The 21,345-nt window shown below is 26.2% G+C and carries 8 protein-coding genes; 4 read left to right on the plus strand and 4 right to left on the minus strand.

What is annotated here, in order from left to right:
• Positions 1 to 4: 4 nt before the first annotated feature.
• Together ACXX89_RS01875 and ACXX89_RS01880 are read right to left on the minus strand one after the other, a co-directional pair.
• Positions 5 to 3,526, minus strand: coding sequence for a lipoprotein 17-related variable surface protein (locus ACXX89_RS01875; RefSeq protein WP_458557464.1), 3,522 nt, complete (start codon positions 3,524 to 3,526; stop codon positions 5 to 7).
• A gap of 185 nt (positions 3,527 to 3,711) precedes the next feature.
• Positions 3,712 to 13,557 carry a hypothetical protein gene (locus ACXX89_RS01880; RefSeq protein WP_458557471.1) on the minus strand — a complete coding sequence of 3,282 codons (9,846 nt, stop codon included), beginning with the start codon at positions 13,555 to 13,557 and terminating at the stop codon, positions 3,712 to 3,714.
• 262 nt (positions 13,558 to 13,819) lie between these two features.
• Between ACXX89_RS01880 and nadE the strand changes: the two genes are divergently transcribed.
• The 3 genes from nadE to ACXX89_RS01895 all read left to right on the plus strand — a co-directional run bounded on the left by nadE (position 13,820) and on the right by ACXX89_RS01895 (position 16,396).
• Positions 13,820 to 14,548 (plus strand): NAD(+) synthase, encoded by a 729-nt coding sequence (gene nadE / locus ACXX89_RS01885; protein WP_458557465.1) that lies wholly within the window; start codon positions 13,820 to 13,822, stop codon positions 14,546 to 14,548.
• Between the two features lie 284 nt (positions 14,549 to 14,832).
• Positions 14,833 to 15,345, plus strand: coding sequence for a hypothetical protein (locus ACXX89_RS01890; protein ID WP_458557466.1), 513 nt, complete (start codon positions 14,833 to 14,835; stop codon positions 15,343 to 15,345).
• Entirely contained in the window at positions 15,338 to 16,396 is a 1,059-nt protein-coding gene (locus ACXX89_RS01895; RefSeq protein WP_458557467.1) for an N-6 DNA methylase, read from the plus strand. Before ACXX89_RS01890 ends, ACXX89_RS01895 begins: the two co-directional genes overlap by 8 nt.
• Before the next feature lie 230 nt (positions 16,397 to 16,626).
• On the opposite strand, the gene ACXX89_RS01900 is transcribed toward ACXX89_RS01895, so the two are convergent.
• Together ACXX89_RS01900 and ACXX89_RS01905 are read right to left on the minus strand one after the other, a co-directional pair.
• The gene (locus ACXX89_RS01900) at positions 16,627 to 17,997 is read right to left on the minus strand and encodes a dihydrolipoyl dehydrogenase (RefSeq protein WP_458557468.1); all 1,371 of its coding nucleotides are present in this window, start codon (positions 17,995 to 17,997) and stop codon (positions 16,627 to 16,629) included.
• A gap of 134 nt (positions 17,998 to 18,131) precedes the next feature.
• Positions 18,132 to 18,878 (minus strand): tyrosine-type recombinase/integrase, encoded by a 747-nt coding sequence (locus ACXX89_RS01905; RefSeq protein ID WP_458557469.1) that lies wholly within the window; start codon positions 18,876 to 18,878, stop codon positions 18,132 to 18,134.
• Positions 18,879 to 19,559: 681 nt separating this feature from the next.
• On the opposite strand from ACXX89_RS01905, the gene ACXX89_RS01910 reads away from it, so the two are divergent.
• Entirely contained in the window at positions 19,560 to 20,930 is a 1,371-nt protein-coding gene (locus ACXX89_RS01910) for an IS1634 family transposase (protein ID WP_458557470.1), read from the plus strand.
• The last annotated feature ends 415 nt before the right edge of the window (positions 20,931 to 21,345 follow it).

Genomic DNA, 21,345 nt, shown 5'->3' on the forward strand with positions numbered 1-21,345 from the left:
TTTATTATCTTTCTTTTATATAAGGCATTAAACTTGAAATGTGGTTGTAGTAGGCTGGTTGTTTTCCTTTTTCAAATACAACTTTAAGCCCTGTTACTTCATGTTTAATATCTATTGTGTTGTGAGTGTGTGGAATGGTGTGATGATTTTGATTTCTTTTAACAAGAGTTTTCATATCTGCTTTATGTCAGCTACCATCTACTGTTTTGTACTCTATATGATAGAATGGTTGATCTTTATAATAACCATAATAATTCATAAAGATTAATTCTAAACTATAAACATAAATAGGTTTATTGTTTTTCTTAGTTATTTCAAAAGTGATATCTTGTTTTTGATTTGTATTTACATATCAATAATTCTTACCAATTTTACCAAATGCACCTACTGGATCAAATACATATTCTTTTTTTCAACTTGAACTCTGTTGTGGTGCATTAATATTTCAAGTAGCACTTCTATTTCTATTTCTATAATCTTTATCTTCTGCTACTATCTTATTAAAACCACTGAATGTTAATGAAGTTGTAGAAGATGCATTATTTTTAGTTACTGTATATACAAGTATAGCAGTTCCTTCATAATCTTTTAGTGATTCTGCTCTAGAAATAGTAAAGTTTACATCATCTTTTGTATCATGATAATGAAGTGATGAACTATTTAAATCAATTTCACTTGGAATAAGTTGTTTATTAAATAACTTATCTATTTGCGCTTGATAAACTTGTTTGTTCTTGATTACTCTTTGAACAATCTCTTTATCTGTTTCAAATTTTCATCTAACTTGTGCACTAAATATTTTAGAATGATTATCTTTAGAAATTGTTCCACTAATAGTTGTAACTCTTATTCCAGTTTCTTGATCTTCTGTTACTGGTGTTAATGATTGCAAGTTGTATTGATAATCATCATCGGGAATATTAACTGCAAAGTCATTAATTGTATATTCATTTAGTTTTTTATTTACTGCTTCATTTTTAGTAATTAAAGTTAAATGTTCTATTTTCTCTGTTAATAATTCATTATAATATTGCTCTTCTGTTTTGAAGTTAGTAAAGTTATCAATTGTGTAAGTTTTACTTTTTTCACCTTTTGTTATTTTAACAACAATAGAAATTGAAGTTTTGTTTTCATTTAATTTAAAACTTTCAATTTCATAACTTAAATTAGAATTTGGATTGCTAATTGAGAAATTTTCTTTTTGAATTTCGCCAAATCTTAAGTTGTTATTATCTATTGCTACATCTAAATGAGCAGCATTTTCAAATTCTTCATCTCTTGAAGGAACTATCGGTTCTTCTACAACTGGTTCGTTAGTAGTATTATCACTATTATTAGGTTCGCTTGTTGTAGGTTCTTCAATAGTTGTTATTGCGTTTGTTGGTTCTGAATCATTTGAATTACTTACTGTTATTTCTTCTGGAGTAGAAGGTATAACATTAATATCTTCTGTAGAGTTTGTATTATTTGCACTTTGATCATCATTTACAGAACTATGATCATCAACTGCAGTCGTTGTAGAATTGTCTGTAGGAGTTGATGGTTGCTCTTTCACTACTGGTTCTTCTGGACTATTTACAACTGATGGTTCTTCCGGTGTTTCAGCAGAAGTTACCGGGTGCTCGCTACTTGTAGTATTATCACTTGAAGTTAATGTCGGATTTTCATTAGTTTGTAAATTATTAGTTACTTCAGTATTATTTATATTTTCTTCTATTGTAGTAGTTTCTACAACATTATTATCTGTAGTTTCATTACTATAATCATATTTTTTAATGTAAGGCATTAAACTTGAAAGATTTACATATGATGAAGGTTGTTTTCCTTTTTCAAAAACAATTCTAATTGCTGTTACTTCTTTTTTAATATCTATTGTATTAGTAATATGTGGAATTGCATATGGTCAAGGTTTTATTTCCTGCTTTACAATCGTACTCATATCTGCTTGATGTCAATTACCACTTGCACTTGTTTTATACTCTATATGATAGTAATTAGATTCTTTATAATAATTACTATAATATAAAAAGATTAATTCTAACTTATAAACATAAATAGGTTTATTGTTTTTCTTATTAATTTCAAAAGTAATATCTTTACTTTGATCACTATTTACATATCAATAATTTTGACCAATTTTACCACCTAAACCAATTGGAGTAAATACATAATCTTTTTTATAAGATGTAGGATCTGCTTCTTGTGCATTAATATTTCAAGCAGCAGATCTATGAGTATTATTATAATCTTTATCTTCGGGTACTATTTTATTAAATCCATTAAATGTTAGTGCAACAGAAGAAACATAATCATTTTTTCTTACATTGAATTGTAATCTTGTTGTTCCTTCAACATCATTACTTTCTTCTGCTCTATTAACAATGAAAAATACATCATCTTGAGTATCATGATAATATAAAACTTCAGGATTTAAATCAATTTCACTTGGAATAAGTTGTTTATTAAATAACTTATCTATTTGTGCTTGATAAATTTGTTTGTTCTTAATTACTCTTTGAACTATTTCTTTATCTGTTTCAAATTTTCAACTAACTTGTGAACTAAATTCTTTAGAATGATTATCTTTAGAAATTGTTCCACTAATAGTTGTAACTCTTATTCCAGTTTCTTGATCTTCTGTTACTGGTGTTAATGATTGCAAGTTATATTGATAATCATCATCTGGGATATTAACTGCAAAGTCATTAATTGTATATTCATTTAGTTTTTTATTTACTGATTCATTTTTAGTAATTAAAGTTAAATGTTCAATTTTTTCTGTTAATAATTCATTGTAATATTGCTCTTCTGTTTTGAAGTTAGTAAAGTTTTCAATTGTGTAAGTTTTACTTTGCTCACCTTTTGTTATTTTAACAACAATAGAAATTGAAGTTTGATTATCGTTTAATTTAAAACTTTCAATTTCATAAGTTAAGTTAGAATTTGGATTATTAATTGAGAAGTTTTCCTTGTGAATTTCGCTAAATCTTAAATTGCTATTATCTATTGCTACATCTAAATGAGCAACATTTTCAAATTCTTCATCTCTTGTTGAAACTGCTGGTTCTTCTACAGCTGGTTCACTAGGATTATTATCACTATTATTAGGTTTGCTTGTTGTAGGTTGTTCAGCAGTGCTTGTTGAATTAGAAGTTTCACTACTTGGTTTAGTTACAATTGGTTCTTCTGTTTTAGCAGAAGTATTTTCATCAGAAGGATTAGAAGAAATTTCAGATTCTTTTTTAGAATCTTTTTTTTCTAAATTTTCTTCTATTTTTTTTTCTTCTACATCTTTATTTTTTGATGTTGCTAAAACTTTTTTGTCTTTTTTTATTGAACCATTTTGGTTAATTTTAGGTTTATCATCTACATTTTGATTATTAGATGAATTATTATTTTCCGCTGGTTGAATGGAAGTTTGATGATCATTCTTTTTAAAAAAATAATAACCAGCTACTGCTGTTGTACCAACTGCTGCAGTTGTAATTGCAGTTGCTGATAAAATTATTTTTATTTTCTTACTCATTATAATCCCTTCATTTTCACTCTATTATATTTATAAATATAATAATTATACATTTTTTTGCTAAAAAAGCAAATTTTTACCTTTTTAGCACTTAAAAATACATTAAAATTAAAGAAAAATTTGTTTTTTTAGCTTTATAAAAAACAGAAAAATACATCCTAAAATTAGAATGTATTTATTAAAAATTATTTTTTGTAAACTATTTCTTTGTATGATTTTGAAGTATCTAACCAGTTGAAAGGATAAGTATGTTGTTCTCAAGTATTTGAAAAAGTAACAATAAAGTTAACAAATCTTAATTTTTCACCTTCTTGTGGTAATTGATCTTCAGGAATACCAACACCTCTTAAATCAAATGTCATTTCTGCTGTTTTATAATCATCATCGCTATCTTGATCTTTTTTGTATATTAAATCTTTAGTTAAATTTATAGCTTGACCATTTTTGTCACCAAAAATGTATTCATCTCCTTGTGAATTAATAAACAATGCAAATGCATAAACTCCATTAGTATTTGTATTTTTAATCACATCTCATGGTTGGTTATCTGCTTTAGATTGCAAGGCATGTAATTTTTTAGACGAATCTCTTGCGGTTGTAGGTAAATGAATAATTCCTTTGATTTTACCAGTTGCTTCATCATAAATTGAATCTTTTAATGCTATATAACTTTGATCTACTTGACCTGTTGATGGATTAAAATTGCTTGGTCCTGCATTAAATCTTCATCTATCATTTTGTGGAATATTATTAGCATCATCATATGAAGTACCAGCAAAACTAAATTTTGAACCTGTATATAATGGAGATTGATAGTTTTGTCAAATGGTTGATGAATTTATAGCAAATAATGATTTTTCATTAGTGATTTTAAAATCATTTAAATCAAAATTAATAATTTTAGCAATTAAGAATTCAGTATCATTTCCTGCTGTTATTCTTAATTTAATATCTACAATATTATCATTGTTCCGATGAATATAAAGAACTTCTTTTCTAAGGGCTTCTGTTATATTAACTCAATCCCTTCCTTCTGATCTATATTTTCATTTATCAACGTTTAGTGCTCCTCTTTCTCAACCTCTTCCGTTAGGAGATTCATAATTTCTATTTCATTTATCCCCATCAGGGAAAACACCTCTATTATAAATTGAAATTTCTTTTCATTTTTGTACTAATGTTGCATCTTTAGTTTGACCATCATTATATCAAAAAACAGGATTATTATCTAATAATACACTTTTAGATGAATTATCTTTTCAGTTTACAGAATAATCATTAGCTCTTAAGTTAATAAGTGATTGTTTAGCTTTAACCTTAAAGTCTATAGCATTACCTGTAGTTGCATTACTTAAAGATAAGATGTTTCTACCTGCATTATCACCATTTCTATATCCATATGCTCCATTTTCTTGTCCGAAATTAGTTAAAATGTTTTTTGGATCATAAACTTTTAAGTGGAATTCCATATCATTTCCAGTAGTAATAACCCCACTCAATGATGTAGTAACAAAGTTTTCTTGTGTTGTAATATCCATAGTACTTGTACCATTTGCTAATGTAGAAATATATGTACCAGTTCCTGTAGAATTAGTTTTATCTAAATTATCAAAGTAACTAAAGTCTACTTCTAATTTATTAGTTCTTGCTGCTCACTGTAGTACATCTCCTTCTATATAGAAGGTTACAGTAGTTGTATTATTGCTACTATCTCTTGTAAATGAACGGTTAATAAATTTTAGTCCACTAACTTCTTGTTCACTTCCGCTTTTATCATTTTTTAATTTAAAGTTTCAGGAGTTAATTAAGTTAGTATTTAATGCATCATTTGGATCATTAAATACTAATTCTACTTGTGATAAGAATGTATTAGTATTTCCTTCTGGATTTGTTGTTTGTACAATTCTAGCACTACTAATTGTTGGACGAGATATTTTTGTTTCAAAGAATTTAGTATCTCTTGCTGCTACATTAATAGTATCAGAGATGCTGAAAGTAATAGTATCTTCACTTGGCTGGGATTTTACACCTAAAACTTCATATTTTTTACCTGAAGTTACATCACTACCATTTAAAGCAAATGTTGCAGTAGCAATATTATTTCTATTTAATGTAACTGTTGCTGCTGTTGCATTTGTTTTAGCAGTTGTTGAAGCATTATCATCTGCTTCTTTGTAATAAAGTTTTACTGATTTAGTACTCAAGTATTTATCTTTAAGAGCAAATTGTACAGTAACGTTAACAGCAGATGTCGTATTATTAGCACTGCTAATAGAAGTAATAGTTGCTGTTGTACCTAATGTAGTAAATTGTTTATCAGTAATTTGAACTGTATCATAGTAACTTAAAGTATTATTATCTATTTTAATAGTTTCTATTGTATATTGAGTTTCTTTAGCAAGATTTCTAACTGTAAATGTTGCTTCTTGTTGATCATTTACAGTTGCAAAGATATCTTCATTAAAATTTTGTAATCTTAAGATTGCAAGTTTACCAACAACTCTAGATGGTTCATAATCTTTAAAGGTTACTGTAATTGAAGCACTTTCTTCTTGTGTAGTGCTACTAATTTCTTTTATACCTACATAAGAAGAGAACTCTTTATTTACTCCATTATCCATAGTAAAGGCAACACTTTGTTCACCAGCATTTACTTCATTAGCAAATCCAATAATTCTGTATTTTTGTCCATTTTTTAGATTATTTAAAGTAAATTCTGCAGTGTTGTTATTAATAGTTACATTATTTGAACTTAATTCACTTCCTGTTTCACTATTATTTTCATCTAATAATTTATATTTAACTTTTAAGTTCTTACCATTAGTATAACTATCAACATTAGCAATAGTTGCTCTAACTGTTGCACTTTGGTTTACTATATTAGAGTAACTAATATTAGTAATAGTTGCAGTTGTACCAGTTGTAGTAAATTGTTTATTAGTATCTTGTACTGAAGATAATCAATCATATGTATTATCTCCAATAGTTAAACTAACTATATTGTATAGTGTATTTTTTTCTAAGTTACTTAAATTAAATGTTATTGTTTTAGCAGTAGGATCAAAGTGTACATTTTGTGCTGTATTATAAGCACTTACATCACTTGTTTTATTTGCTTTATTAAGTACAAGAATTCCAGATGCATTTGTATCTATATCAGATACATCACCTTGTAGTCTTACTGTAACTTGTGCACTTCTTTCATCAATTGCACTAGTTGTAACTTGATCAATAACAGGTAGTGTACTAAAGGTTTTGTCAGCAGGTTCGATTCTTCCTGTGGAATCAATTAAGTGAAATTCAGGGAAAGGTGTATTGGAAATATTTAATTTTTTAGCATTAACTTTAATGTCAGTGATTTCATAATCTTTTCCTGGTTGTAAATTATTAATAGTTAATTCTAATTTTTTAGTATTAGGATCAATTTGTCTAGTTATAGTTTGAGCATCTCCTGTTGTCCCAACTTCTCTATAAGAAACAACTATTTCTTTATGATTTCTTAATAAGTTTTCATCTGATTTAGCAAATCCAATAGATATTTTTGCACTAGTTTTTGTTTTTTCTCCATATTCGATATCTGTAACTGTTGCATAGTTACTATTAGTATTGAAATAAGAATAATCACCTAAATTATTTGAACCATCGTAAGGGAATTCTACTGTAGAAACACCATTTATTACAATATTAGCAATTTTATATCTTGATTCTTTTGATAATTTTCCTGCAAACTCAATTCAGTAAGTATTATAATCTCTTACTGCTACTCGATTAACACCTAATTCTTCGTATTTACCAGTTGCAATGTTGAAAAATCTAATTTTAATTGCTCCAGGAGTATTAGTTTGGATATTACCTGGATTAGCACGATTTATTGCTTCTAAATCTTGTTGACTACTTACAGAAGCTTGAATTCTTATTGAAACCCCATCTCTTCCAACAACGTTACCTTCAGCTGCTGTGGTACCTACTTTATATGAATAAACACCATCAGGAGTAATTAATTGTTTTTGTGATTCTGTTAAAGTATTTGCAAAATTAATTGTTATATTATCATTAGTATTAACAGTTTGTAAAGTTTCTAATTGATATTTAGAACCTAAAATCAATCCTTTAAATGCTTTTGTTGTAGTTTGCACATTAGTATTATTAGCTACGTGAATAGTTCCACCATGATCTACTTGATTTCCGTTTTCATCAACTTTTCCTTGCATTATGAATTTAATAGTAGAACCACGAACAATAATATCTTGCCCATCTTCTTTTGCTACTGTAATTACATCATTACCTGAATGGGGTCCATCATTTGGAGCAACTTTTTTATAAGTTAACTTCAATGCTTTACCGTTCATAAAGGAGTCAACATCAGCATCAAAACTTAAAGTAACAAGTGCTTTTGATTTATTTGTATCTAATCATTTGTAACTAATACCTGTAACAGTTGCACTTGTTGGTTGTGTTCTGAAAGTTTTAGCACTTTCTGCTACTGTTGTTTCATATTCTAGAATTTGAGCATTTTGTGAACCAATGCTAATACCTAAAACGGTATAAGTATCATTTTTAGGTAATCCTGTAACATTAAATTCTACTTCATTACTTGCATTAAAGTTAGCAGTAGATTCTACTGTAGTAATTGCATTTGTAGAGTTGTTTACAACATGCACAAATGCTTTTTTATTTACTAAAGTTGTATCTTGAGTTTGAAGTGTAATTTTAATTTGTGCTGAATTTTCAGTAGTACTAATGGTTGAAGAACCATTAACTCCTGCAATAGCATTAATAGTAGATAAAGTACTAAAGACATTATCTTTTTTATTATTTTCTGTTAAATTACTTAAACTGATAGTAGTATTAGTATCATTATTTTCACTAATTACTACTTCAGTTAAAGTATAACCAGTACCAGCACTTAAGGTTTTATTTTCAAGTAATGAAGTATTATTAACATTAATAATTAATGAACCTTCATCATTAATAGTACCTGCAGTTGTTTCAAAAGTTTCACTTTCTTTTGTAAATTTAAGTTTTGCTTTTTTATTAACTAAATATCAATCTTTATTAATATCAAAGTTAATTGATAATAAAACAGAATCTTTAGATGCTTCTAAAGTTTGTAGTGAAGTAACATTAGCTTCTTTTGCTGTTGTTTTGAATTTTCTTGCTGCATTATTTTGATCGCTTAATGCAGTATTAAATTCAATAGTAACACCATCTACTATTACTTCATCAATTACAAATTGATTATTTTTATCTAAATTAGTTAAGTTAAAGTAAACACTGTTATTAGCAATTGTTGCTTCTGAAGTATAAAGTGTTTGTGAACCATTAGTTGCACTACTAATAGATATACTTGCATGTTTACCATTTAGTGAATGTAATCCATCGCCAAAGGTTAAATTTAATCCTATGTTTGTATCACTATCATTATTTGCAGGAATAGTAGGAGTTATACCACTTACAACAGGCAATGTTGAAAAGTCTTTAGTTACACTATCTGCAAAGTTAATTGCAACTCCATCAATATTAATTGATTGAACTGTAAATCCTGCTCCTTCTTCTAAATTACTTAAGTCAAAAGTTAGAGAGTTAGTTGCACCACTAACAGTAGCAGTAGTTGCTGTTGTAACTGCACTACTTCCATCTTTTTTATTAATGTAAGTTAAAGTTGCACTTTTATCTGCAAGAAAGGCATCTACAACTCTATCAAACTGGAATGTAACACTTGTTGAAGATTTAGTTTTATTATTGTTATCTTCAATAATACTAATTACAGTTGCAGAAGTTGCTTTAGTAGTAAAGTCTCTAATTCTTTGTTCTTGGTTTTCAGTTGTAAATGATTTATCTAAATCAATGATTCTAAAATCATTTGCACGCGCAGGATCTAATTCAATAGAAACATCTTGTAAGATGTATTTAGTATTTTTATCTAAGTTTTCTAGACTAAAGGTTGCACTATTATTATTAATAGTTGCTTGTGCTGTTTTTAATGTTCCATTTGCAGCAGAAGCAAATTTAATTAATGCTTTTTTATTATTAAAGGTATTAGTTGTATCTGCATTAGTAAAGTGAACAGTAATAGTAGCATTTTGTTCATTAACTGTAGTTGCTACTACATTTTGTACTACTCCTAAAGTAAAGAAAGTAGTAGTATAATTAGTAATATTTTGAATATTATCAATAGTAATTCTATTTGCAGTGTAACTTGCACCTTCTTCTAAATTAGTTAAATTAAAGTCAGCATGAATTACTCCAAGAGTATTACTAATAGTTGCAGTAGCAGTTTGTTCACTACCGTTTGCTACAGTATAATGTAATGTTGCTGTTCTGGTATTTAAGTAAGCATCAATGTTATTAAATACATAAGTAACTTTTGCAGAGTTTTTAGTAATATCTTCTGTATTAATTCTTTCAACTGCTACATTAGTTGCAGTTGTATTAAAGGTTTTAGTAATATCGCTTTTAATAGTAATATCTTCAAAGTTATTTCCTGAAGTATCTACTTTAATTCCTACTACTTCATAAGGAGTAAATTTACTTAAATTACTTAAAGCAAAAGTAATTTGTTTATTTGCTATTGTTTGACTACCTGAAGTTAAAGAACTTGAATTAATTTCAGTAACTGCATTATTTTCTTTATTTAAAATAGATAAAATTACGTGTTTGTTATTGTAGTTGTTTTGTGAATCAGCAAAGTGAACAACTACTGTTGCACTTGTTTCAGAAACGTTTTGGAAATCAAAGTTATTTACAAGTGGTCTTGTAAAGATAAATCTGTTGTTTGCTTGAACACTATCTGCAAATGAAACACTAATGTTATCAGTTGATCCTTCACTTAAAGCAAAAGCAGTAATATTGTATTTTGTTCCTGCTTCAAGGTTTTGTGCATGAATTCTTAAGATTCCACTTTCAACTGTTCCTCTTGCTACTACTGTATCACTTGAGTTATCTTTAGTTAAAGTTACATCAACTGATTTAGTATCCATAAATTTATCTACAACATTATCAAATCCAAGTTCAAAAGTTACATCAGTATCTCCATTAGTAATTTGGTTGGAAGAAATTACTTTTGCAGTTGAAGAAGGAGTTGTGAATTTATTTAATTCTTCATTAAATCCTGTTATTCTTGGAACTTCTTGATTAGCAATAGTAACTTTATCAATAGTATAACTTGTAACTTTTTCTAAGTTATTAAAAGTTAAAGTTACTTTTTTAGTGTTAAATTGTTCTGCAGTTAAATCTTGTTCAACAAAAGAAGAAATTCCATCAGCACTAGTATAAACTACTTTGATTTTAGCAGTACTTGTTAAATAAGAAGGATCGGAGTTAACAAAGTTAAAATCAAAAGTTGCAGAGTTTTCACTTAAGTTTGTTCTTGTAATTAATAAAACTGCTGGTTTAGTGTAGAAAGTTTTATTATTTTCAGTAATAGTAGCAGGAATTACATAATTAAAGTCTGCTTCAGTTAATGTTTCATTTCCTGGTTGTGCTTCAATATGAGGCATTACTTTAGTTACAAGATATTTTTTACCTTCTTCTAAATCACTAGCATGTCCTGTTGCTTGTCCTAATTCATCAATTGTTGCTACAACGTGTTTTTCAGGAGCATTTGTATTTTCTGCTTCTTTAAAGTAAATATCTACTTTTTTATTAACTAAAACAATATCAGAATTTAAGTCAAAAAATAGTTTAATGTCAGCAGATTTTTCATGTTCATTTTCAAATTCAATTTTTTGAACATCAAATTGTTTTGCAGTTGTAGTAAAACTGTTGTCTTGTCTTGAACTTACTTCTCTACCATAGAAAGTAGGTAATTCAATATCAAATTGAATTCCTGTTACTTGGTATTCTACACCTTTTAATAAGTTATTTAAAGTATAAGTAACTCCTTCTTCGGTTATTTCTACTAAATTAGTTGAAATTGGTGTAGAAGTTAAAGTTTCTTGCCCTTCTTTTGTGTTATTTACTTGGTATAGTATTTTTGCTTTTCTATGAGAAGGTGTTACTGTTCCATCTTCTGTTGTTGTTTGAAGAATTGTTTTAAGAGCATCCGCAAAAGTTATTTTTAATTTAACAGATGTATCTGTAATATCAAATGCTTGAATTTGTTTAATTCTTGAACTTGTTGTAAAGGTTTTTTGGTTTTCATTATCTGCTTTTAACTTAGTTTTAATTTCATCAGTATCTTTGATTTTAACACCTAATAATGTATAAGTTGCACCTGAATCAAGTGGTTTTGATACTTTATCATTTGCATTAGTTGAACCATCAGGATTTTCATTTATTTTAGTAGTATCTCCACCAAGGTCAAAAGTTACTTTTAAAGCATTAGCAACTGCTTCTGAAGTAAATACTTCATCACTTGCAGGATTGGTTTTTTTGTAGTTTAAAACTAAGGTTTTTCCGCTTAAAAAGTTATTTTCTGGACTATATACTAAATTAACAGATGCAGAGTTATGACTTGTTTTTGCATAACCTTGTATATTTAAATCTGCTTCTCCAACAATTGTAGTAAATGATCTTAATGCATCGTTTTGCTCAATTGCATAATTAAAAGGTAAATTGAATGAATCTGTAGAGTCTTTAAGAGTTATTTTTACTTTAGCAATTTTATAAGTTAATCCTTGTAGTAATTGTGTTGCTTTAAATGTAGCGCTATAAACATCTTCTGTTCCTGCTTTTTTAGTTAAAACTTGTTTTTCAATTGCTTTATCATTGAAAGGTTCTAAAGAAACTTCAATAGATGCTCCATCTAAATTTGCTTTATTATTTTGTGAATTAATATCAATAGTAAATGTTTGTTCCTTTGCATGTCTTTCTGCAAAAGTAATAGCACTTACTGCTTCTTTAGTGCTAAAGAATAAAGGTTTTTTAGCATCATTTAAAAGACTTTCTTTGAATTGCACACTTGAATCTGCTGCTTCAACAGAAATAATTTCGTATTCTGTTCCTTCTTTTAAAGTTGCTGCATCGCTGCTTCCGTTAAAGTCAAAAATAGATGAATTACCAATCACAGTTGATGTAATTTCTTTAACTTCAGAAGTTCCTTTAATTTTGTATTTTAATTTAGTTTGTTTTCCAATTAATGATATTTCTGGTTCATCGTTTGATTTTAAAAATCCTACTGAAATTTGTCCAGTATTGCTTTCCATTTTAATTGTTTGAACTGTATTTACTTCTAGTTTGATTGCTGGTGTATTAAATGTTTCTTTTGCTTCAACACTGTAAGGAACAGTAATTTCTCTTTGAGAAACAATTCCGTTGTAATCTTTTTCATCTACGATTGCAACATATTCAATTGTATATTTTCTTGCAGGTTGCAATCCTTTAATAATAAATTCTGCCTGTCCATCTTTAATTTCAACAGCTTGGTCAAAAGAAATTCTTGTTTCTTCATTTTTAACATCTTTATCTTGATTATTTGGATCAACTATTCCTTCTTGAGTAGTTGTATAGTGATATTTTAAGATTGCTTTTTTACCATCTAAGGATTTAATTTCATCGGCAAATTTAACAGTAACTTTTTGTTCTCTAGAGTTAATAGAGTTTGTTACAAATTCAGAAACGTTAGCTTTAGTTACAACAACTTTTTTATCTTCGTTTAAAACATTAAATTTCTTTTTCTCTTTTGTAATACTTCTATTATCAGTATCAAAAGAAATTTCATATCTTTTACCAGCTTGTAACTTTTGAGCTAATCCGGTAGAATCAAAGCTTCATTTTCTTAAACTGTCAACATATTTTGCAACTCCTGTTTGCACAACATTTTTATCAGCATCCATTAAAGAAACATGAATATCACTTCCGTTTAATTTGTAAGTTTGTTCATCACTAAAAGCAAAATCAAAAGCAACACTACTATCAGTAGTTTTACTAAAGTTTTGTTCAATATCAATAACATCATATTGGATTTCTTTTCAGTTTTTAAAAATGAAAAAAGGTGCCAATATACCAGAACCTATAACTGCTCCACCAAAAGCTAAGGCAATTATAGCTGCTAATTTTTTACTAAATTTTTTATTTTTTTTCTCTTCCATAACTTTTCCTTTTTAGATTTATTTCAATTTTTTACTAATTTTTTTACTAAAAATTTTTTGCAAAATTATTTAGCAAAATTCTATTAAATTATTTTATAATTAATAATCTAATATATGTATACATTAATAAATAACAAAATTTTACCATATTTTGATAAAAAAAACATAAAATAAGCAAAAGTGCCTTGCAAAATCATTTTTTTGCCAAAAAAGTGCTTTTTATTTTGTTTTTAAAAAATTAATGTGCTAAAATTTTTGCACTATGAACTTAGAAAAATACACTGCATATTTAATAGAATGATTAAAAGAAGAAGTAGCTAAAGCTAATATGAAAGGTGTCATTATTGGCATCTCTGGAGGGATTGATTCTGCTCTTGTTGCAACTCTTGCAAAAAAAGCATTTCCAGACAATAGTCTTGGTGTTATTATGCCAATTAATAGTATGAAAAACGATCAAGATGATATTGCAAAACTTGTACAAAAATTTGATTTAAAAACTGTAACTATTGATTTGAAAGATACTTATGAAACAATGCTAAAATCCTTTGATTTACAAGATAAACTAGCAATTGCCAATATTAAACCAAGATTGAGAATGACTACTCTTTACGCTCTTGCGCAAGAGTATAAATATCTTGTTTTAGGAACAGATAATTTCTCTGAAATGTATCTTGGATATTTTACAAAATATGGTGATGGTGGGGTAGATTTACTACCTATAGTACAAATTACTAAAAGTGAAGTAAGAGCAATGGCAAGATACTTAGAAATTCCAGAAAGTATTATCAATAAAACTCCAACAGCGGGTTTATGAGAAAACCAAAGTGATGAAGCAGAATTAGGTTTTACTTATAATGACTTAGAAATTTACTTTAAAGACAAAAGTAAACTTGATTCAAAAACTATAGTTTTAATAGAAAAACAACATAAAATTAGTGAACACAAAAGAGTTGCTTTACCAAGACCAAAACATTACAGCGAAATCAATTAAAGTAGGAAAAACAAGGCATTTTTCCTAAATTAGTTTTTTTCTTTAATATTTTTAAGCAAAAACGAAATATTTAGGCGGGAGAGTATGACAAGGATAGAAAGCAAAGCGAAAAAGACAAAAAAATTATAGAAACAATTATTTTTGCAATAGTTGAAGAAATCAAAATTTCTAATATTTCTTTTTCTAAAAATTTTGAAGATGGAAGAATAAACTCAGCAATTAACGAAAAAGAGATTTTAAAATTTATTTTAGCAAATCAAAAAATCAAATCATTACTTAAGAAAATGGAATGGAAACTAACCGATAGCAAAACAAGAGAATGGTATGATTTAGCTATTGAAGGTGAAACTTCTGAATATTTTGTTCCTATAAACTTAAAAATAACCTCCCTAGACAATAATTCTGGTGATAATTTGAATTCAAAAGGTGGCATTTATTTTGCCTTAACTGGAAATAAACCAGATTTTTCAAATCAAATAAATTGAAATGATTATTTTCAAAAACTTCACGACAATATTAAAGAAAACTACAAGGATTATTATTTTTTAATCATTGATAAAAATAATTTAAAAGAATCATTCTATACTTCTTTAAAACAAATAGAAACCTTAGTTTCCAACGGAAATAATTTACCATTTCAGTGTATTTGAAGTAAAAATAAAAATTTAAAATATAGAACTTATAATGAAGCTAAACAATTTATTTTGCATTACCTAAGAGAAAGTATAGAAAAAAGAGCAAATATATTAAATGATTTTAACAAATACTTTACAAAAAAAGGTGATGAAAATGAATAATATAACACAATTAAATAAAAAGAATTTAGGTCAAGTTTTTACTCCGGAATTTATTGTTAAAAAAATGATTAAATTAATATCTATACAAAATCCAAAACGTATTTTAGAACCTTCATCCGGAACGGGTAATTTTTATTATAAATTAAAGGAAAAATACAGCAATTCAGAAATTATTGCAATTGAAAAAGATAGCACTATAAGTCATAAAGAAGCCATCATTAATTCATATTTTAACACTAACTTTAAAAGTGATGTTATAATAGGAAATCCCCCTTATGTAGACTTTAAAAACATTCAAGAAAATTTACATTCAAACTTTCTAAATCATAAACCTAATTTATTTTATTTTTTTCTTGAAAAAGCTTTATTTGATTTAGAAGAAAATGGAGAATTAATTTGAATTATATCAAGTAAAATCTTTTCCAATAGCAGTGCTAAAAAATTAATAAAACATATATATGATAATTTTTCCATAACATACTGAGAACCGATTTCTGAAAACGTATGAGAAAACGCATCGGTTCCTACTTCGATAGTAAAAATAGTTAAAACTAAAAATCATCCTAAAAAGTTAGAATATTTTTATAATAATGGAAAAATTATATTTGGTAAACCTTTAGAATTAAATCATAAAATAGTAGTAAAAGTAGGTGGTGCTTCTGGTTTTAATAGCAAAATTAAAGCAGGACTTACAGAATTTATAAATTCACAAACCGAAAGAACATTAAAAACAACAAAAATATCTTACGAGCCTGAAAAGTGGATAAGACCTACTCCTAAAAGTCCACATAATTTTTCTTTTCAAATTTTTGTTAATTGCTTAACAAGAAAAGAAAAACCTTTTTATATTTTAGAAAATACACAAGAGAACAAATTTATACATTATGATGCATCAGTTCTTTCGATTTACACTTTTTGTTCTCTTGATGAAACTATGGAGATTCTTGAAAAACTTAATAATTTTGATTGAGAAAAAGCAGGAATTAAAAAAGATGGTAGATTTCATTTCTCTCAATCATTGTTAAGTTCTATTATATTCAGTAATAAATAATAATAAAATGGTATAAAGAAAAAAGAAAAACAATAAATTTAATCAAAAAATAGGTGATTTTTAACTTTTTTACTATTTGTTGGGAAACTTGATAAAGTATAATTATAAAAACAATTTTGTGTTACAATTATATTATCATTAGTAGAGCTGCTGTTGGCAGTTTCCATTGTTCCGGCACTGGAAATAAGAAAAACTCACATTTAGTGAGTTTTTTGAATGCTTTGATTTCATTATTTTTTAAAAGTAAAGTTTCTTGCTGCATAATAAACAGCTTCTGCAATTGTTGGGTGTGTATATGATTTAGTTTGTAAGTCAGTAAATGTTCAATCGTTTTGGATGGCATGAGCTATTTCATTAATTAAAATGTGTGCCCCTTCTAAAAACATAAAACTTCCTAAAATTTTATTTGTTTTTTTATCAATTAAAAATTTAACAAAACCGTGTTTTTTATCTAAACCATCAGCATGTACTCTTGGTAATGCAGCAGCAGGTAATACTAATGATGCATATTCTACATTAGAATTAATTAGTTGTTGTTCGCTTGAACCAACTCCTGCAAATTCAGGATTTAAATAAACAGATCAAGGAATAAATTTAGGATTTACTACCTCGTTGTGTTTTTTATTTAATAATTCTTTTGCAACAATATCTCCTGTTTTATAAGCAGTTGTTGAAAGAAGTAAAATACCTGTTACATCTCCAATTGCATAAACATTTTTTACACTTGTTTCCATTTTGTCATTTACTTTAACAAAACCAGTAGGAGTTAATTCAAGATTAAGTTTACTAAATGATTCTGTGTTAGCAACTCTACCAACTGCCATTAATACTAAATCATCGGAAAATTCCTGTATTTTTGAATCAATTTCTACTAATAAAGTTTTATCTTTCACTTCTAGAAGTTTAACATTTTCATAAATTGCAACACCTTTTTCTAGTAAGTAATTTTTAACATTTTTTTGTAATTCAATGTCAAAATTACCCATAAAACTTCTTACTTCTAAAATAGTAATTTTAACTCCAAGAGTTGAATAGAAATAAGCAAATTCTAAAGAAATTGGACCTGAACCAACTATTGTCATTGATTCTGGTAATTTTTCCAATGTTAGTGCTTTATCTGAATCAATTAAAAATCCTTCTTGGTAACCTTGTTCAAAACCTTTAAGGTTTAATTTTCTACTAGAAGAACCGGTAGCTAAAACTAATTTATCAAATTCAATAGTTTCGTTAGTTAGTTTTATAGTTTTATTACTTAAAACTTCACCATATTCTTTAAAAATGGTTACATTGCTAGAAACTAATAATTTTTCAATGTTAGTGTTTAGTAATTCTTTATTATCTTTTCTTCTTTTTTGAATTTCATTTAAATGAAAGTGTTTTCCATTTAAATGAATACCAAATTCTTTAGCTTTTTTGACAGTTTCATAAACTTTTGCAGATTTAATTAAAGTTTTAGTAGAAATACATCCTCTATTAACGCAAGTTCCACCTAAGTCGCTTTTTTCAATTAAAGCGACATTTTTTCCATTTGTAGCTAAAATGCTAGCAAGGCTATATCCACCTGGACCACCACCTAAAACTACTACATCAAATTTTTTCATTTTTTTCTCCTTTTTTATAAATATATTTTATAGTTTTATTATATAGCAGCTTTATTTAAAAAACTTAGAAAATAATAAAACAAATGAAAAAATTGCATTTTTTTGCATTTTTTTCATTCAGGAAAGCAATTTTTTTATTCTTCATAAAAGATTTTGTTGTACATATCTTGATTTTCCCTTTCGGAAAAATGCAAGTATTTAAAAGTGGTTGTAATTTTAATATGGCCCATTAACATTTGTACCATTTTAGGATTTGCATCATTTTTTAAAAGGAAACTAGCAAAAGACCTTCTTAAACTATGGGGTGAATAAATTTTTCCCAAAATTTTTTTAATTTGCTTAGCTACTGTATTGGGTTTGGCATTTTTATATTTATCTCAATTTTCAAACATTATTTTTAATGTTTCATATTTATAAAACAATTGTCTTTCACGATTCCCTTTTCCTATAGTATATAGTCTGCCATCTCTAATATCTAAATGTTTTAATTCTCCAATTCTTATTCCGGTTTCAAATAAAAACCGGATTATTGTTTTATAAAAAATTTCTGTTTTGCGTTTAGTTTTAATTGTTGTTTTTTCATAAAGCTCTTCTTTTGTTATTATTGCTCTAAAGTAGAGTGGAATCGGTTTGAGTTTGATTTTGCTTAATCTTTCTAATTTTTCTTCATCCTTTGTATACTTTAAAAAACTATGATAAATATCTTTTAAAGTATGCTGGTATCCACCACCTTTTTTATCATCAATAATAATTTCAATTACTTTTTTAAATTCTTTATTATCAACATCTAAAACATCTCCTAGTATATATTCGTATTGTCTAATTGTATTTTTAGACAAATTAATTTCTGTACAATATTCTAAAAAATCTCTAACTTTCATCTTTCTCCTTATTTATAAAATTTAAAAATACACAAACAAATTTAATTTCATTTTATTTTTGACTTAAAAACTTAACAAAAAATATATAAGTTATAAAATTCAATTTTATTAAATAAAAATTAAATTCTCAAATAGTTCTTTTTTAAATCCGTAATTTTGCACTATTAATGATATATAATTTTTGTTTTCACATTTTTATAAACATTTGTAGAAAAAGTGTTATAATAATATTGTAAACATAGTTCATTACACTTAATTATCTAAATTTAGATAATGAAAACCCCATTGCGCTACAATGAGGTTTTTTTATTATTTTTTGAGGTAATGAACTTTAACAAATTTATAATTTTAGAATTTGATAATAAATACTAAAATTATAATTAAAATTAAGGTTATCATTTTCTCTATGAATAATATAAAACATAGTTCACCACCCCTTTCTGTGACAAAAAACTTAGTCACATTTTAATATTACCACAGAATTTATTTTGTTACGAAAATACGGAAAAAATTGGGATTTTTGGTTTATTTTTCCTAAAATTTTTGTGTCATTTTAAGATTAAAACTTTTAACAATCAATGAAAGAATGATAAAATTTTTTACATCGTTAAAAACCAACTTTTGAATTTTATTAATAATTTATTTATAAACAAAAATTATGATTAATATATAATTAATACTATGAAATTAATGCTATATAACTCAACTGGACCAAAAAAGGCAACTTATAAAAATATTGGATATTGACAAGTTAATGGAAAAACCAGAAAAAATGTTAAACTTTTAGGACTAGGAAACGTCATTCAATTAAAAAAGAAAAATGAAAATTTCGAAGCTATAATTAAAGAGGTTATCAAACAATACGATGAAAAAGTTAATTTAGTTTTTTTAAAATCAGAAATAGACAGAGCATTAGAAAACCGAGTTACGTATTGAGATATCTTATATTATGGTTTTGAATTTATAAAAGAATATATTGAAGATATAAAATTATTAAATCAAATTACTTTTGACCAAAATAAAGAAATGAAAGAAGTGGTTTCTTATCAAATAGCCAACAAAATAATAAATCCTAAAAGGATAATTGAAGAATTCTACATTAAAAACATAACAACTTTAAATTCAGATTATTCCAAAAGTAATTTCCATCAAGCTTTAAGTATTTTATTTAAAAATAAGTCTAAAATTTTAGATTTTATTTTCAAAAATAAAATCAACAAAGAAAACAACTTATTATTTTTTGATTCAAAAACTATTTATTTAGAAAATATCATAAAGGACAATTTACAAGACTTTAGTTTTTTTGAAGATTATGAATTTTATGATGATCAAGTTGTTTTATCTACGATTTACGATGATCAAGGAATACCTATTTTTTATAAAACATTTGCTAAAAATACAGAATATGTTGGAACATTAATTCCATTATTTGAAGAATTAAAAGAAAGAATTTCTATCAATAAACTAATAATAATAATTAATAAAGAAATGAGTTCTGCTGAAAATATAAAATTTCTTGAATCTAACAATATAGATTTTATAATTCCATATAAAACAAAAACTGCTTCTAAAAATGAAAATAACAATATCAAAACCAATAATTCTTTTAAATCTAAAAAAATAAAAACGTTTTCTGTTTATAAAACTTCTTTATCAGAAGCAGAATTAGATTTCTATTGAAATCAAGAAAAAATCCAAGAAATATTCAAAACTTTAAAAAGCAATGATGAAACTAATTCAATGTTGGTGTATAATCAAAACCAGATTGAAGAAAGTGCGTTTTTTTCCTTTATTTCCCTTTATGTTTTCAAAAATTTATTAAGTGAAATAAAAGCTTATTATAAGGAATTAGGAAGTTCAGATAAAATTACTGACAAGTCATTAATAAATATTTTAAATAGTTTAGAATATATTGTAGAAAAAGATACAAACACAAAAGAAATTATTAGAAAATTTAAAAAAGAAGGAGAATTTTCTAATAATGCATGAAAAATTTTTGAAGAATTTGAAAAATATATAAAAACCAAAAAATCTAAAATCAATAAAAACTAGTTTAATTTATAATTTTTTAAAAAATCGTGACAAATTATTTCTGTTCTAATAAAAAATTTACAATTTACAAAACATTTGTAGAAAAAGTGTTATAATAATAATGAATAATGGATTCATCACATTTAATTATCTAGATTTAGATAATGAAAAACCCCATTGACGCATAATGAGGTTTTTTTATTATTTTTTTTGAGATGATGAACTTTAACAAATTTATAATTTTAGAATTTGATTATAAAAACTAAAATTATAACTAAAATTAGAGTTAACACCTTATCTATAAATAATGAAATAATGGATTCATCACCCCTTTCTGTGACAAAAAACTTAGTCACATTTTAATATTACCACAAAATTTATTTTGTTACGAAAATACGGAAAAAATTGGGATTTTTGGTTTGTTTTTCCTAAAATT

The sequence above is a fragment of the Mycoplasma sp. 1012 genome (genome assembly GCF_054343455.1).